This window comes from Thermosynechococcus sp. FA-CM-4201, from assembly GCF_054689355.1.
In genome coordinates this window covers 1653226-1667425 of record NZ_CP079920.1, presented here as the reverse complement: position 1 = coordinate 1667425, position 14200 = coordinate 1653226, and the positions used below count along the sequence as shown (strand labels likewise).

Below are 14200 nucleotides of genomic sequence, written 5' to 3'. Positions count from 1 at the left end.
AACCAGTTAGGGCGTAGGCGTTGTCTCCAGTGTATTCGTGGCGGGACGAGGTGGCTGGCGATCGCGCCACCAAGCAAGGAGCGTACTGGCAATAAAAATACTGGAATAAGCTCCCGTCGTGAAACCAATGATCAACGCTAGGGCAAAGTAGCGCAGCGTGTCACCGCCAAAAATGAAGATGGTAATCAACGGCAACAGCGTCGTTAGGGTGGTATTAATCGAGCGGCCAAGGGTTTGGACAACCGCCTGATCCACCACCTCTTTAATGCCGAGGTCAGGGTTGAGCTTCAGGGTTTCCCGCACGCGATCGTAGATCACCACCGTATCGTTCACCGAAAAGCCAATGATCGTGAGCAAGGCCACAATAAAGAGGCTATCAATTTCCACCCCTGCCACGAGTCCCAAAATGGCAAAGACCCCCGTTGTTAGCAACACATCATGGACAAGAGCAACCAGGGCAAAACAGGCATAGTCAAACTGGAAGCGCAGCGTGAGATAAATCGTAATGCCAATAAACGACACCAGTAGCGCCAGCAACCCCGATCGCAGGATTTCTTCGCCAAGGGTGGGGCCAACGGTCTCAATCTGCGTTTTCTGGGGGTCAAAGTCACCAATTTTCTGTGTGAGGGCATCACTGAGGCGAGTGCGTTGATCGACATCGAGGGGTACCGTCCGAATACTCACCCCGTACTGATCAATAATTTGCAGACTGCTGTTGCCTAGGCCTTGCTGATTAAGCACTTGACGCACTGCATCAATATCAATCGGCTGAGAACAGGTCTGCGTAGCGCTACAGGCCAGTTCAAATTGCAGCCGTGTGCCACCGATAAAATCCAAGCCTAGCCGCAGGGGACTCCCTAGGGATAGCCAAGAGATGGCCATTGCCACAAGGCCACTGAGAATGACTACTAGAGATAAACCCCACCAGAGCGATCGCTGGCGATTGACACTAAAGCTCATCGAAAGCTCTCCAGTTTTGGACAGAACCAATTGGGCTTACGCAGACTGGGAATGCTAATGGCGTAAAACAGGAACGTGCGGCTACAGGTCAGAGCCGTAAACATACTAATGCCAATGCCAATGGCAAGGGTCACGGCAAAACCGCGCACAAACCCTGTTCCCAAGGCAAAGAGGGCAGCACAGGCAATCAAGGTGGTGACATTGCTATCGAGAATACTGGCAAAGGCGCGATCGAACCCCGATTCAACAGAACGGTAGAGGGTTTTGCCTGCCCGTAACTCCTCGCGGGTGCGCTCAAAAATCAGCACATTGGCATCCACCGCCATACCAATACTGAGAATAAAGCCCGCAATCCCCGGCAGGGTCAGCGTTACCCCAAACAACAGAAACGCCGCATAGGTAAAGATGGCGTAGAGAATCAGGGCAATATCGGCAATCAGTCCCGGCAGGCGATAGTAGGCCACCATAAAGATCAGCACCAGCACCAAGCCCGCCAAACCAGCATAGAGGCTATCGCGAATGCTATCTTGACCCAGCGAAGCACCCACCGTGCGGTTTTCCACCACCTCTAGGGGAACAGGCAACGCCCCCCCTTGCAACTGAATCGCTAAATCATTGGCACTCTGGGCAGTAAAGCCACCGGAAATCTCGGCACTGCCGCCAACAATCCCCGTTTCGGCATATTCCACCGCCACCGTTGGTGCACTAATCAGGCGATCGTCAAGAAAAATCCCTAGGCTGCGCCCCGTGCCAGCAATCTCCTTGGTCAGTTGGGCAAAAAGTTCAGCCCCTTGGCTGTCAAAACGGACAATCACACTCCAGTTGGGGGATCCCGGGGCGACGGGACTGGCAAAGGCTTCCCTGAGCATCGCGCCTGTCAAATCCGAGGGCGTAAAGAGGCGGGCGATCGCCTGCTGGCTTTTTTCAAGGGATTCACGATTTTTGGCTAGCTTCGCCTCAATCTCCTTCAGGGCTTCAGGATTATTGGCATTTTGAGCCTGCTCCGCCAAGAGTTGCGCCTGTTCCAAGAGCAGTTGTGACTGAAGTTGCCGCTCAATTTGCAGTTGGGTCTCTGTGCCCGGCTTCTGGGCAGCAAAGAGCAGTTGTGCCGTCCCCTTGAGAATCCGTTCCGCCTGCTCAGGATCGGTGACCCCCGGCAATTGCACCAGGAGCTTGTCATCCCCAGCGGTTTGTACCACGGCTTCGGCAACACCCAAGCCATCAATCCGCCGTTGCACTACCCCTTGCACTGCCGCCAGCACTTGGGGCGTAATTTGCGGCACCTTATCCGTTGTTTGCACCTGCAAGGTTAGTTGGGCACCCCCCCGCAGATCTAAGCCCAGCCGCGCCGGTGTGCGCACAATGACCCACGTGGCGGCCATCAGCAGCACCAAAATGGCAATCAGCCAGCCGCGATATTTTCCCATGGTTAAACCTGTCCCTGCACCAGCTTCTGCACGGCCGCTACAATTTGGGGCGGTTGCACAATTGTCAGATTCTCTAGGGTGCCGTTGTAGGGGGTGGGAATATCTTGAGAAGAAAGGCGGATCACAGGGGCATCCAGCTCGTCAAAGTAGCGTTCCATGATCGAGGCTGAGAGTTCGGCACCAATGCCCCCCGTCTTCATACACTCTTCGACAATCACCACGCGATGGGTTTTGCGAATTGAGGCACCAATCGTCTCAAAGTCCAAAGGCTTCAGGGAAATCAGGTCAATCACTTCGGGGTCGTAGCCCTCTTTTTCAAGGGTTTTCACCGCTTGCAGCACATGGTGGCGCATCCGTGAGTAGGTCAAAATGGTCACATCTTCGCCACTGCGGACTATCTCAGCTTTATTGAGGGGCAGCAGGTATTCCTCTTCGGGAAGGTCTTCCTTGAGGTTGTAGAGGAGCACATGCTCAAAGAACAGCACTGGGTTGGGATCGCGAATCGCCGACTTGAGCAAGCCCTTGGCATTGTAGGGGGTTGAGCAGGCCACAATTTTTAAGCCGGGGACTGCTTGAAAGTAAGCTTCAAGACGTTGGGAGTGCTCTGCCCCCAATTGCCGTCCAACACCACCGGGACCGCGAATCACAATCGGGATTTTGAAGTTGCCGCCAGAGGTGTAGCGCAGCATGCCAGCATTGTTGGCGATTTGATTGAAGGCCAAGAGCAAAAAGCCCATGTTCATGCCCTCGACAATGGGACGCAAGCCGGTCATTGCTGCCCCGATCGCCATGCCGGTAAAGCTATTTTCAGCAATGGGGGTATCCAAGAGGCGCAGTTCACCATACTTTTTGTAGAGGTCTTTGGTGACTTTGTAGGAGCCGCCATAATGTCCCACATCTTCCCCCAGTACAAACACTGTGGGGTCACGCTCCATTTCTTCATCAATGGCAGCACGAAGGGCATTAAACATTAAGGTCTCGGCCATGGTTGCGCGGCATACACTCATTAAGGACTATTTCCTAGGGTAGTTGAAACTGCACCGCTTGCGATCACGCTTATCAGAGTCATTATTAAACGCAATCTATTCTCAACTCCCCCTAAAACCTATTGAGCATAGGCTAGAGATCAAGGGCACATTTACCGCCTAATGATTTTCGGAGTACCAAACATGACCACCTTGGCGCGATCGCTCCCCGCTGATACCCGCAGCTTTCCAACGATTCAAACCCACTTGCAGCAGGATCAGGTCATTATTTTGCCCATGGCCACGGTCTATAGCTTTGTCGTCAATGGCACGAGTCCAAAGGCGATCGCGCATCTGCGCCGTCTCAAGCACTTTAGTACAGAACAGCCCTTAGCCATTCTCACCCGGGGCGATCGCGCGGCTAACGTGGCAGACCTCTCCCAAGAGGCAAAAACCATGCTGGCTCACTTTCCCTACCCCGTCACGATGATTGTCAAGGGCAAGCCCCACCTAGACCCACAAATTATGCAGGGGTTTGATTGTGTCTATCTCGCTTGTCCCGATCGCTTTATCTACGATCTCGTGGGTGCCTTGCCCTTCTTTTTGGTCGCAGCAACGGTGAAAGTGGGGACGGAACTCATTGTCAGTTTTGAGGACGCCCAAAAATACTATGGCGAGCAAGTGCCGCTGATTGTGGATGGGGGGCGCTGTGCCTATGGACGGCGGGGAACCCTCGTGGACTTCACCCTTGAATATCCAACCATTATGAACTTTGGCCCTGTATCTGTGGATGACTTGCGACCCATCTTACCCAACATTATTTTGCCGTCACATTTAATGAAATAGATATAATGATTGAGCATTTTCCCGTTATAGGAGAGTCACTATTTCTCAGCATTGCCAGTCCCTACTGATTACGGGTGTGGATACCGGTGTGGGCAAAACGATGATCACGCGGGCACTGTGGTCTTACGCCCATCGCTATCGTCCCCAAGAACGCTGGGGCATTCTCAAACCGATGCAGAGCGGTACGGCGGTCGAAATCGGAGACGGTGACTACTACTGTCAAACCCTGCCGCTACAACAAACCGCCAGTGAAGTGTGTCCCCTCAGTTTTGCAGCACCCCTTGCGCCTCCCATTGCCGCCGAGTTGGAGCAGCGCACGATTGATTTAGCCCCTGTGTGGCAGACTTACCAGCAGCTTCAGGAGCGGTTTGATTACCTTTTAGTGGAAGGGATTGGCGGTCTCGGGTCGCCCATTACTTGGGAGTGGACGGTGGCGGACTTGGCAGCCGCTTGGAAGTTGCCCATTGTCTTGGTGGCAACGGTGCGCTTGGGGGCGATCGCCCAAATTGTGGCCAATATTGCCCTTGCGCGGCAGTATAAGCTGGACATTCGCGGTCTGATTCTCAACTGTGTCACCCCCTGTAGCGACACGGATATTGCGCAGTGGACACCACCAGACTTTCTCAGCCGTTTTACCCAAGTGCCCGTGCTGGGGGTGCTGCCCTGTGGTCAACACTCCAATGAGGAGTTGGCGGAAATGGTCGCCGAATGGCCGCTGCATCTGCTTTGGCGTTGAGGACGGTGAGGCAAGCAATCATTTTGAGGCCGATCAAAGCGCATAATAAAAGTGACTTAGATCGAATTGACACACAGATCGCTGAACTGACCTATGCTTAAGCTCTATGGCGGTGCCAAATCCCGCGCCAGTATTGTTCGCTGGTATTTAGAAGAACTGGGAATTCCCTATGAATTTGTGCTGATGGATCTGCAAGCTGGGGAGCAACATCAGCCCGACTTTCTCAAACTCAACCCCATGGGTAAAGTGCCCGTGATCGTGGATGGTGATGTCGTGCTCTGGGAATCGGGGGCGATTTTACTCTATCTTGCCCAAGTCCACGGCAAATTGCCCAAGGATGCGGCTGCCGCTGCCCAAGTTTACCAGTGGGTGCTGTTTGCCAATTCCACCCTGACACAGGCGCTGTTTCCACCTGAAACGCGCGATCGCCAGCTTCCACGACTACTCAAGGGCATTGAGACCGCCCTGATGGGGCAATCCTACATTCTTGGCAATGACTTTTCCGTTGCCGATGTCGCCCTCGGGTCAGTGCTGGCCTATCTCCAGATGCTCTTTCAGGTAGATCTGAGTCCCTATCCTGCGGTGGCAGACTACGTGGCTCGCTTGCAACAACGGCCTGCATTCCAGAAGGGCTTACTGGGGGCTGGAGCATGAATGTCATCTTTCGCGAAGTGGATCCCTTTGATTTATGGATTTGGGTGGAATTTGCCGCACCGCCTTCGTCCGTTGAGCAGCAATACCTTGAGGAAGTCTTTAACTCGTGGTTTTTCCTCGGGAAGTTGGGGGGATTCAACGCTGAGAATCTCCAAGTCCAAGAAACGGGGTTAGACCTCAGTCACCTAGAGTACGATCGCGCCCAAGCCGACAGTTCAATGATGGCCGTGATGCACAACATGGGCGAGTTTGAATACAACGATCGCTGGGCACGCTGCTGGTTTGACTTGGGCACTAGTGACGCTCTCGCCTTGGATGTTCTGATTAATGCCCTCAATCAGTTTAGTGAGGACTATGTGCCCCTAGAAACCCTCGTGATTGGCGGTGACAACCCCGAATGGCCGATCGCCACCAGTGAACAGCGGGAAATGATTGAACAATCGGCGTGGAACTAAGTGCGCGGCGTCTTGCCCTCGATGCCCTAGAACGGGTGGCCAAGGGAGCCTATGCCGATGTGGCGCTCCATCAGGTGTTGCAGCAGCAGTCCCTCAAGGAAGGCGATCGCGCCCTGATTACTGAACTGGTCTATGGGACTATCCGCCAACAGCGCACCTTAGATACCCTGATTCAGGGGTTTTGTCAGCAACTGCCGCCCTTGAAGGTACAGTTAGTGCTGCGTTTAGGCCTCTACCAACTGCGCTATCTGGATCGCGTTCCCCCCCATGCCGCAGTCCACAGCAGCGTTGAACTGGTCAAAGAGATCGGTTTAGGTGGCTTTGCCAAACTGGTGAATGGGGTCTTGCGCCGTTACACCCGCTCCACCACCGATCCCCTCGAGGCTTTCATTGCCCACCTGCCCTTGGTCTCTCAACTAGGGTGTCGCTATAGCTTTCCCGATGAACTGGTTCGCGCTTGGTTGGAGCGTTTAGGAGAGCAGGAGTGTATGGCCCTCTGTCAGTGGTTTAATCACCCCCCCCGCCTCGATTTGCGCCTCAATCCCCTGCGGACAACGGCTGATCAACTGATGGCGGATTTTCAGACAGCAGGCTATGGATTGCAACCCATTCCCCCCTTACCCCAAGGACTGGTTCTGCCCCACTGTGGCCAAGCTATGCCATCACTCCCCGGCTATGCCGAAGGTCACTGGTCGGTTCAGGATCGGGCAGCGCAATGGGTCAGTCATTTGCTGGATCCGCAGCCCGGTGAAGTGGTGATTGATGCCTGTGCAGCACCGGGGGGCAAAACCACGCATATTGCTGAGTTGATGGCCGATCAAGGCCGCGTCATTGCCTGCGATCGCACCCCCAGTCGCCTGCGGAAGTTAGCACAAAATCGCGATCGCCTCGGCCTAAAGAGCATTGAAATTCACACCCTTGATAGTGCGACAGCAGGGGATTTTGCAGCGATGGGCGATCGCGTTCTTTTGGATGTGCCCTGCTCCGGTACAGGTACCCTGCATCGCCATGCCGATAGCCGCTGGCAACCCCTGAGCACGCGCTTAGCTGAACTGGTGCCCCTGCAAGCTCAACTCTTGGCCAATGTTTGCCAGTGGGTGAAACCCCAAGGTCTGCTTGTTTATGCCACCTGTAGCCTAGAGCCAACTGAAAATGAAGCCCAGATTCAGCACTTTCTGGTTCACCATCCCCAGTGGTACATTGAACCACCCCCCGCAGACTTTCCCCTCAAAGCAACTCCCGCAGGCTGGATCACCGTCTGGCCGCAACGGGACGATATGGATGGCTTTTTTATGGTGCGGTTGCGACGCGGTAGCTAAGCCCCAAAGCGACCAAAATTAAAATACCTACTCCCATCAGGCCAGCGATCGGATTGCCATTGATGCCCGTGAGCCACTCTGGCGCTATTCCCGTATAGCTGACTAACTTGCCCACATTCACACCAAAATACGCCCAGACCAAGCCGCCATGAAGTCCCATGGGAAAGCCCAAACGTCCCCCAAAGACCCATTTACTTAAACCAAGAATCCAGCCCAACAGTGCCAAGCCGAAAAACTGCGGCCACGTGGCCAAAATGACCTCCAAGGGATGTAGATAGTGCAAGGCTGCAAAGATCAGGCCATTGAGCACCAAGGCAAACCACGGTTGGTACTCTAGCTCTAGCTCCTGCAACAGCCAGCCACGAAACAACAATTCCTCAGCAAACCCCACAGCGACACCGGTGAGAACGCCATCCAACAGTAGCAGCCCAAAGCCCTCCGGTAGCCCCTGCCAGCTTACCCAACCCAAGAGTCCCTCGATGACAAATAGCAGCGCCACCAAAAACACACCCGCCAGCCACCCCAGCAGGGCATCGCGACCAAAGTTCCAACCACCCTTAAGGCCATAAAACACTAGGGGCGATCGCTGTTGGTGTACCCGCCGTCCCCAGACTCGCAGCAAGAGAATAAAGATGAGGTACAACAGCCCCATATTGACAAAGCTAGCGGCACCGCCCTCTCCCCAGAGAAAATAGATACTTAGGCCAATGGGCAGCCAGAGCAGCACCAGCGTCAGGGCAAAACTAAAGATGCGAATCCAGAAGGGGCGGCGGATCATTTGCCGCCACAATTGAGCGAAAAGTGGCTTATTCAGTGGGTTCAATGGTACTCGTCAGCCCTGCCATTTTCAGGCCTTCACAATAAAATTCAGCATGCTCAAGGGCACAGGTGATCACCAAGGCCACCCCCGTCATGTGTGCCTCCATCATGATATCCACGGCTTGGGGTTGGGTGAGGCTCGGCACAGTCTTCAGCAATACCTCCACCACATACTCCATGGAATTGACATTGTCATTATGAAGGAGCACACGATAGCGGGGCGCCAACTTGCGAACGGTTGCTGGTTTTTCAATGGTTTGCACTGACATTGTTGGCCATGCCTCCATTCAGTGGACATTCAGTATTAGGAATTCAGCAAATATGCTTAAGATTTTAGCAAACGGATCAAACTTGACCACTCGCCGATTCAGGACGCAACAGCGGGAAGGCAATCACATCGCGAATACTCGGCGAATCCGTTAGCAACATCACCAAGCGGTCAATACCAATCCCTAAGCCGCCTGTGGGTGGCATGCCGTGTTCTAAGGCGGTGAGGAAATCTTCATCAACACTGTGGGCTTCCAAATCCCCAGCCGCTTTCCGCCGTGCCTGTTCCTCCAAGCGTTGCCGTTGATCCAAGGGATCCGTTAACTCCGAAAAACTATTGGCGTGTTCGCGACCCACGATAAATAATTCAAATCTCTCCACCAGTCCCGGTTGGCTGCGGTGGGGCTTGGCTAAGGGGGAAATTTCCACAGGATAGTCGAGAACCAATGTCGGTTGAATCAATGTCGGTTCAACAGTCTGCTCAAAGACTTCGTTGAGCACGCGGCCAATCGTGTCACAGGTGTCTAAGTCTTTTACCCCTCCTTTTTCGGCTGCTTGCTTTGCCGCTGCTAGATCGCTCAATTGGCGAAAATCAATCCCAGTGGCTTGCAACACTGCATCGTGCATGGTCACCCGTCGCCATGGGGGCGTCAGATCAATCGTTTCCCCCTGATAGGTGATCTTGAGCGTGCCCAACACCTCCATTGCCGCTGTGGTAATAATCGCCTCCGTCAGCGTCATCATATCGTTGTAATCAGCGTAGGCCTGATAGACCTCAATGGACGTAAATTCAGGGTTGTGCTTAGTTGAGATGCCCTCATTGCGAAAGATGCGCCCCAGTTCATAGACCTTCTCAAAACCACCGACAATGAGGCGCTTCAGGTGCAGTTCTGTAGCAATGCGCAAATAAAGCTGCATCTCCAGTGTGTTGTGGTAGGTAATGAAAGGACGCGCCTCGGCTCCCCCAGCTTCCGCCTGTAACACTGGCGTTTCAATTTCAATAAAGCCTTGCTCATTGAGGTAGCGGCGAATGGCTGCGGTGATCAGTGCCCGCTTGCGGAACGTATCGCGTACGTGGGGGTTGACGATGAGATCCACATAGCGCTGACGATAGCGTTTTTCCACATCCGTGAGGCCGTGCCACTTGTCCGGCAGGGGCAGCAATGACTTCGTGAGCATGGTGTAGGATTCCACCACAACCGAGAGTTCGCCCTTTTCGGTGCGCTTGAGGGTGCCCACAGCGCCAAGGATATCGCCGACATCCGTCAGGTGTTTCAAATCGGCAAAGGCGGCTTCCCCCATGCCTTGGCTAATGGTTTGCTTATCGAGGTAAAGCTGAATTGTGCCGCTGTCATCCTGAAGTGTAAAAAAGGCCAGCTTGCCAAAGACGCGCCGCGCCATAATTCGACCGGCCACACTGACGCGATCGCCCACCGCTTCGCCAGCGGCCAAGTGCGCATATTTTTCTTGCAAAACTGCCGCAGTATGGGTGCGCTCCCAACGATAGGCATAGGGGTTCATGCCCTGTGCTTGCAATGTTTTTGCTTTCTCAATCCGTGTTGCCCGAATTTCGGCTCCCGTTGCCCCCACGTCGGCCATATTGGTAGAAACTCTCCACGATTAGCAAACCTTAACCTTCTCATTGTACGCTCTGGAATCGGTACCAATGCTGCAAAAGGGGAATCGAGTACAGTGGAAGCTAGTGTGACCAATGAACAAGAACAAACGGCTATGCCCCCTGCGAAGTCCCCTCGCCGTAAAGCTCCTGAACCCATTGATCTGCATGACCCGCAATACTACTTCAATCGCTCTTTAAGTTGGCTGGAATTTAATAAGCGGGTACTCCACGAGGCCTATGACCCCCGCACCCCGCTACTGGAGCGGCTCAAATTTATGGCCATTTTCAGTTCCAACTTGGATGAATTTTTCATGGTGCGGGTGGCCGGTCTAAAACAGCAAGTGGAAAGTGGCATTGTTCAAGGGGGAGCCGATGGCATGCCCCCAGCGGAGCAATTACAAGCAGTGCGGCAATATCTGCTACCAATTGTGACTGAGCAACACCGCTATTTCGACCAAGAACTGCGTGCCCTCTTGGCCAAGGAAGCCATTTTCCTCACCCGCTTTAATGAGTTGACCCCTGAGCAGCAGGCCTACCTCAACGACTACTTCCAAGCGCAAGTTTTTCCGGTGCTCACCCCCTTAGCAGTCGATCCGGCACACCCCTTTCCCTATATCTCTAGCCTTAGCCTTAACCTTGCGGTTCTGATCCGTGATCCCGAATCTGGCCAAGAGCGACTGGCACGGGTGAAGGTACCGAATCGGTTTCCCCGCTTTGTTGCCCTGCCCCAACATTTGCACTCGCCCCAAGGTGCCCATTGGCTAGGCGTTCCCCTCGAAGAAATTATTGCCCACAACCTCAGTGCCCTCTTTCCGGGAATGGAGATTCAGGCCTACTTTGCCTTTCGCATTACCCGTAGTGCTGACCTCGAACTAGAAACGGATAAAGCCGATGATTTACTGATTGCCATTGAGCAGGAAATTCGTAAACGGCGCTTTGGCTCTGTGGTGCGTCTAGAGGTGCAGCGGGGCATTCCACCGCTTCTGAGGCAAACCCTGATGGAAGAGATGGATCTCGAGGAGATTGATGTCTATGAACTCGATGGTCTGTTGTGCTTGAATGATTTGTTTGCCTTTATGGGCTTGCCCTTGCCCCAGTTCAAGGATCCGGAGTGGCAACCCCAAGTTCCCCCCAGTTTCCAGCGGGTAGAGGAACGGGAATCGATGTTTGACACCAGCAGCGAAATTACCACCCTCGGCACTGACTATTGGGAAGCCGTGGCCAACGAACTCTTTAGTCTGATTCGCGAGGGGGATATTATCGTTCACCATCCCTACCATTCCTTTGCAGCAACAGTACAGCGCTTTATTACCTTGGCGGCCCATGATCCACAGGTACTGGCAATTAAGATGACCCTCTATCGCACATCGGGTGACTCGCCGATTGTCAGTGCTCTGATTAAGGCCGCAGAGAATGGCAAACAGGTGGCGGTTTTGGTGGAACTGAAGGCGCGCTTTGATGAGGAGAACAATATCCTCTGGGCACGGAAGCTGGAGAAAGTGGGTGTCCACGTGGTCTATGGTGTACCGGGTCTAAAGACCCACACGAAAACGGTTCTGGTGGTGCGCCAAGAGGCGGGACAAATTCGCCGCTATGTCCACATTGGCACGGGCAATTACAACCCCAAAACTGCTGGCCTCTATGAGGACTTGGGGCTATTTTCCTGCCGTGAGGAATTGGGCGCGGATCTTTCGGAACTCTTTAATGTGCTCACGGGCTATTCCCGCCAACGGGATTATCGCAAGCTTCTCGTTGCGCCAACAACAATGCGCGATCGCACGCTGCAATTGATTTACCGTGAGATTGAACACGCCCGTAATGGTCAACCGGGGCGGATTATTGCCAAGATGAATGCGATTACAGATACGCAAGTGATTCGTGCCCTCTATGAGGCGTCCCAAGCAGGGGTAGAAATTGATTTGATTATTCGCGGCATGTGCTGTCTGCGGCCGGGGGTGCCGGGAGTGAGCGATCGCATTCGGGTGATTAGTATCATTGGCCGCTTTTTGGAGCACTCACGGATTTTCTACTTTGGCAACAATGGCGAGCCAGAGTACTACATTGGCAGTGCCGACTGGCGATCGCGCAACTTAGACCGCCGCGTTGAGGCCATTACCCCCATTCAAGATCCAACCATTCAACTGGAACTCAAAGAGCTGCTTGAAATTATGTTGGCAGACAATCGCCAAGCGTGGGAGCTGCAACCCGATGGCACCTACCAGCAACGACAACCAGCCCCCGGTGAACCCGAACGCGGTACCCACAGTGTTTTAATGGCACGTACCCTCAAGGAAGTAGAAGCGAGCCGCTAGGTAGCCCCTGCATACCCTTGTGCCATGGCGCGAAAGTCTGGACTGTTTTGCAGGAGTTCTTGGTAGCTCCCGACAGCCGCCACTTGGCCATTGGCCATTAGGTACAGGCGATCGCACTCCATAACGGTGCTGAGGCGGTGGGCAATCATGATAATCGTTTTCTCGCCACTTAGGGCTTGAATCGCATCCATGACCCCTGCTTCCGTTTGGTTGTCGAGAGCCGCTGTCGCTTCATCCATGATCAGCACTGAGGGGTTGTGATAGAGGGCACGGGCAATGCCAATTCGCTGCCGCTGGCCCCCCGAAAGACGCACCCCCCGTTCACCGACAACGGTATCTAGTCCCTCAGGTAGGGTACGGACAAAGGTGGATAACTGAGCTGCTTCTACCGCCGCCCACACAGCCGTTTCATCAATGGCCTCATCCGGTAAGCCAAAGGCAATGTTGCGCCGCAGTGTGTCATCACAAAGATAAATGGTTTGTGGGATATAGCCAATCTGCCGTTGCCACTGGGGCAGGTTCTGGTAAATACTCTCACCATCCACACGAATATCCCCTTGGCTAGGTTCTAGGAGTCCCAAAATGAGATCGACAATGGTGGTTTTCCCTGCCCCTGAGGAGCCAACAAAGCCAACCATTTCTCCCTGTTTGATGGTGAGAGAAACCCCACAAAGAGCAGGCCGAGAGGCATTGGGATAGGTGTAGTGCAGATCAATCAGTTCGAGGCGATCGCGAAAGAGCTTGATAGCAACAGGTTCTGCCTGCTGAATTTCTAGCGATCGCGCCTCTAAAATGTCATCGTAAATAATATCTACAGAAGCAGAGTAAAAAATGACACTATTCAAACTCACCATCAAGCGGTTAGCCGAGGGCAAAAGTCGAAACGCAGCGGCAGCAAATAGAGAGATGAGGGGCAGAACCTGAGCCATTGACCCCCGCTGAATCAGTGTCAGAATGATGATTAGAATAATGGCTGTAACCGCAAGGGTTTCAAAATAGGAGCGGGGCAGTTGGTTAATAAAATTCAAGAAGAAGTTAGCCTTGCGATCTTCAATCAGATTTTCTTCATAGACATCGAGAAAGACCTGCTCACGCCCCAAAACCTTGACTTCCTTAATACCCCCTAAGCCTTGGTTAATACTTTGCACCACTTTTTGGGCATAGTGAACCCGTTGGGTACCGATTTCCTTGAGCTTTTTACGAAAGAATCTAAAGAAGAGATAGGATAGAATCGCTAGAACTGCAATCACAACTAAGGAAATAAATGGATTGCTCAAGATAATCACGGTAAAGACAGCAAAAACAATCAAAGATTCTGAAATGATAATTAGTAAGGGTAGTAAGTAGCTATTAAAAATGTTAGTGGTTTCATTATTGGCATTTTGAATCAGTTTTGCCGTATTATTTTGCAGGTGAAAAGTATAGGGCTTAAAGAGATAGCTGCGCAGGAGCATCACTGAAAATTTGCGCTGTTTTTCATTCAAAAACTTAAACTGAAGATAGTTGCTCCCTGCAATAAATAGGTTCTTGCAAATAAAGAGGATAGCGAAGCTAATGCTGAGAATGAGCAGCCATTGATACTCTTCCTGTGGGGTCAAAGGAATTGCACTGTGACGCCAAAACAGAAGATCATTGAGGCGACTGGGCTTTTCAATAATGGCGATAAAAGGCAGCACCAAGCCCACCCCCAAGGCTTCCCAAATACTGCCAATGACCATCAAGACACCAATGCCTGCCAGTTGCCAGCGATCGCCCCGATCCAGTAGGCGCCAAATTTTGCCAAGGGAGCGCAGTGCAGGGTGCTTTAACATTCCGTTTTAGA

The 14200-nt window shown here is 53.0% G+C and carries 13 protein-coding genes; 6 read left to right on the top strand and 7 right to left on the bottom strand.

Annotated elements, in window-relative coordinates; all coding sequences use genetic code 11:
- Window positions 1–6: 6 nt before the first annotated feature.
- From secF to KV190_RS08095, 3 genes are read right to left on the bottom strand one after another with little or no spacing between them, the layout of a single operon-like run.
- Window positions 7–960 (bottom strand): protein translocase subunit SecF, encoded by a 954-nt coding sequence (gene secF / locus KV190_RS08105; protein ID WP_460192738.1) that lies wholly within the window; start codon window positions 958–960, stop codon window positions 7–9.
- Window positions 957–2387 carry a protein translocase subunit SecD gene (gene secD / locus KV190_RS08100; RefSeq protein ID WP_460192737.1) on the bottom strand — a complete coding sequence of 477 codons (1431 nt, stop codon included), beginning with the start codon at window positions 2385–2387 and terminating at the stop codon, window positions 957–959. The genes secF and secD overlap by 4 nt, the downstream gene beginning before the upstream one ends.
- 2 nt (window positions 2388–2389) lie before the next feature.
- Window positions 2390–3373, bottom strand: a complete 984-nt coding sequence (locus KV190_RS08095; protein ID WP_460195255.1) for a pyruvate dehydrogenase complex E1 component subunit beta — start codon at window positions 3371–3373, stop codon at window positions 2390–2392.
- Window positions 3374–3556: 183 nt separating this feature from the next.
- Between KV190_RS08095 and KV190_RS08090 the strand changes: the two genes are divergently transcribed.
- The 5 genes from KV190_RS08090 (at window position 3557) to KV190_RS08070 (ending at window position 7362) form a co-directional block, all read left to right on the top strand.
- Window positions 3557–4198 (top strand): L-threonylcarbamoyladenylate synthase, encoded by a 642-nt coding sequence (locus tag KV190_RS08090; RefSeq protein ID WP_460192736.1) that lies wholly within the window; start codon window positions 3557–3559, stop codon window positions 4196–4198.
- A gap of 100 nt (window positions 4199–4298) precedes the next feature.
- Window positions 4299–4934, top strand: coding sequence for a dethiobiotin synthase (gene bioD / locus KV190_RS08085; RefSeq protein WP_460192735.1), 636 nt, complete (start codon window positions 4299–4301; stop codon window positions 4932–4934).
- A gap of 93 nt (window positions 4935–5027) precedes the next feature.
- Window positions 5028–5588, top strand: coding sequence for a glutathione S-transferase family protein (locus tag KV190_RS08080; protein WP_460192734.1), 561 nt, complete (start codon window positions 5028–5030; stop codon window positions 5586–5588).
- A complete protein-coding gene (locus tag KV190_RS08075; protein ID WP_460192733.1) occupies window positions 5585–6043 on the top strand; it encodes a DUF3531 family protein in 459 nt (152 codons plus the stop codon). The genes KV190_RS08080 and KV190_RS08075 overlap by 4 nt, the downstream gene beginning before the upstream one ends.
- A complete protein-coding gene (locus KV190_RS08070) occupies window positions 6034–7362 on the top strand; it encodes a 16S rRNA (cytosine(967)-C(5))-methyltransferase (RefSeq protein WP_460192732.1) in 1329 nt (442 codons plus the stop codon). The genes KV190_RS08075 and KV190_RS08070 overlap by 10 nt, the downstream gene beginning before the upstream one ends.
- Here the strand turns inward: KV190_RS08070 and KV190_RS08065 are convergent.
- The 3 genes from KV190_RS08065 to lysS all read right to left on the bottom strand — a co-directional run bounded on the left by KV190_RS08065 (window position 7334) and on the right by lysS (window position 10047).
- Window positions 7334–8140 (bottom strand): CPBP family intramembrane glutamic endopeptidase, encoded by an 807-nt coding sequence (locus KV190_RS08065; RefSeq protein WP_460192731.1) that lies wholly within the window; start codon window positions 8138–8140, stop codon window positions 7334–7336. The two genes, KV190_RS08070 and KV190_RS08065, sit on opposite strands and share 29 nt — an antisense overlap.
- Window positions 8141–8168: 28 nt before the next feature.
- Window positions 8169–8450 (bottom strand): ATP-dependent Clp protease adapter ClpS, encoded by a 282-nt coding sequence (gene clpS, locus KV190_RS08060; RefSeq protein WP_149820068.1) that lies wholly within the window; start codon window positions 8448–8450, stop codon window positions 8169–8171.
- A gap of 76 nt (window positions 8451–8526) precedes the next feature.
- Window positions 8527–10047, bottom strand: coding sequence for a lysine--tRNA ligase (gene lysS, locus KV190_RS08055; RefSeq protein ID WP_460192730.1), 1521 nt, complete (start codon window positions 10045–10047; stop codon window positions 8527–8529).
- Between the two features lie 132 nt (window positions 10048–10179).
- Between lysS and ppk1 the strand changes: the two genes are divergently transcribed.
- Window positions 10180–12378 (top strand): polyphosphate kinase 1, encoded by a 2199-nt coding sequence (ppk1, locus tag KV190_RS08050; protein ID WP_460195254.1) that lies wholly within the window; start codon window positions 10180–10182, stop codon window positions 12376–12378.
- Here ppk1 and KV190_RS08045 read toward each other — a convergent pair.
- Window positions 12375–14189 carry an ABC transporter ATP-binding protein gene (locus tag KV190_RS08045; protein WP_460192729.1) on the bottom strand — a complete coding sequence of 605 codons (1815 nt, stop codon included), beginning with the start codon at window positions 14187–14189 and terminating at the stop codon, window positions 12375–12377. The genes ppk1 and KV190_RS08045 overlap by 4 nt on opposite strands.
- Window positions 14190–14200: the final 11 nt, after the last annotated feature.

Excerpts from the sequence above, each read along its gene's own strand:
- secF (WP_460192738.1), bottom strand. The coding sequence starts at position 960 with ATGAGCTTTAGTGTCAATCGCCAGCGATCGCTCTGGTGGGGTTTATCT.
- secD (WP_460192737.1), bottom strand. The coding sequence starts at position 2,387 with ATGGGAAAATATCGCGGCTGGCTGATTGCCATTTTGGTGCTGCTGATG.
- KV190_RS08095 (WP_460195255.1), bottom strand. The coding sequence starts at position 3,373 with ATGGCCGAGACCTTAATGTTTAATGCCCTTCGTGCTGCCATTGATGAA.
- KV190_RS08090 (WP_460192736.1), top strand. The coding sequence starts at position 3,557 with ATGACCACCTTGGCGCGATCGCTCCCCGCTGATACCCGCAGCTTTCCA.
- bioD (WP_460192735.1), top strand. The coding sequence starts at position 4,299 with ATGATCACGCGGGCACTGTGGTCTTACGCCCATCGCTATCGTCCCCAA.
- KV190_RS08080 (WP_460192734.1), top strand. The coding sequence starts at position 5,028 with ATGCTTAAGCTCTATGGCGGTGCCAAATCCCGCGCCAGTATTGTTCGC.
- KV190_RS08075 (WP_460192733.1), top strand. The coding sequence starts at position 5,585 with ATGAATGTCATCTTTCGCGAAGTGGATCCCTTTGATTTATGGATTTGG.
- KV190_RS08065 (WP_460192731.1), bottom strand. The coding sequence starts at position 8,140 with ATGATCCGCCGCCCCTTCTGGATTCGCATCTTTAGTTTTGCCCTGACG.
- clpS (WP_149820068.1), bottom strand. The coding sequence starts at position 8,450 with ATGTCAGTGCAAACCATTGAAAAACCAGCAACCGTTCGCAAGTTGGCG.
- lysS (WP_460192730.1), bottom strand. The coding sequence starts at position 10,047 with ATGGCCGACGTGGGGGCAACGGGAGCCGAAATTCGGGCAACACGGATT.
- ppk1 (WP_460195254.1), top strand. The coding sequence starts at position 10,180 with ATGCCCCCTGCGAAGTCCCCTCGCCGTAAAGCTCCTGAACCCATTGAT.
- KV190_RS08045 (WP_460192729.1), bottom strand. The coding sequence starts at position 14,189 with ATGTTAAAGCACCCTGCACTGCGCTCCCTTGGCAAAATTTGGCGCCTA.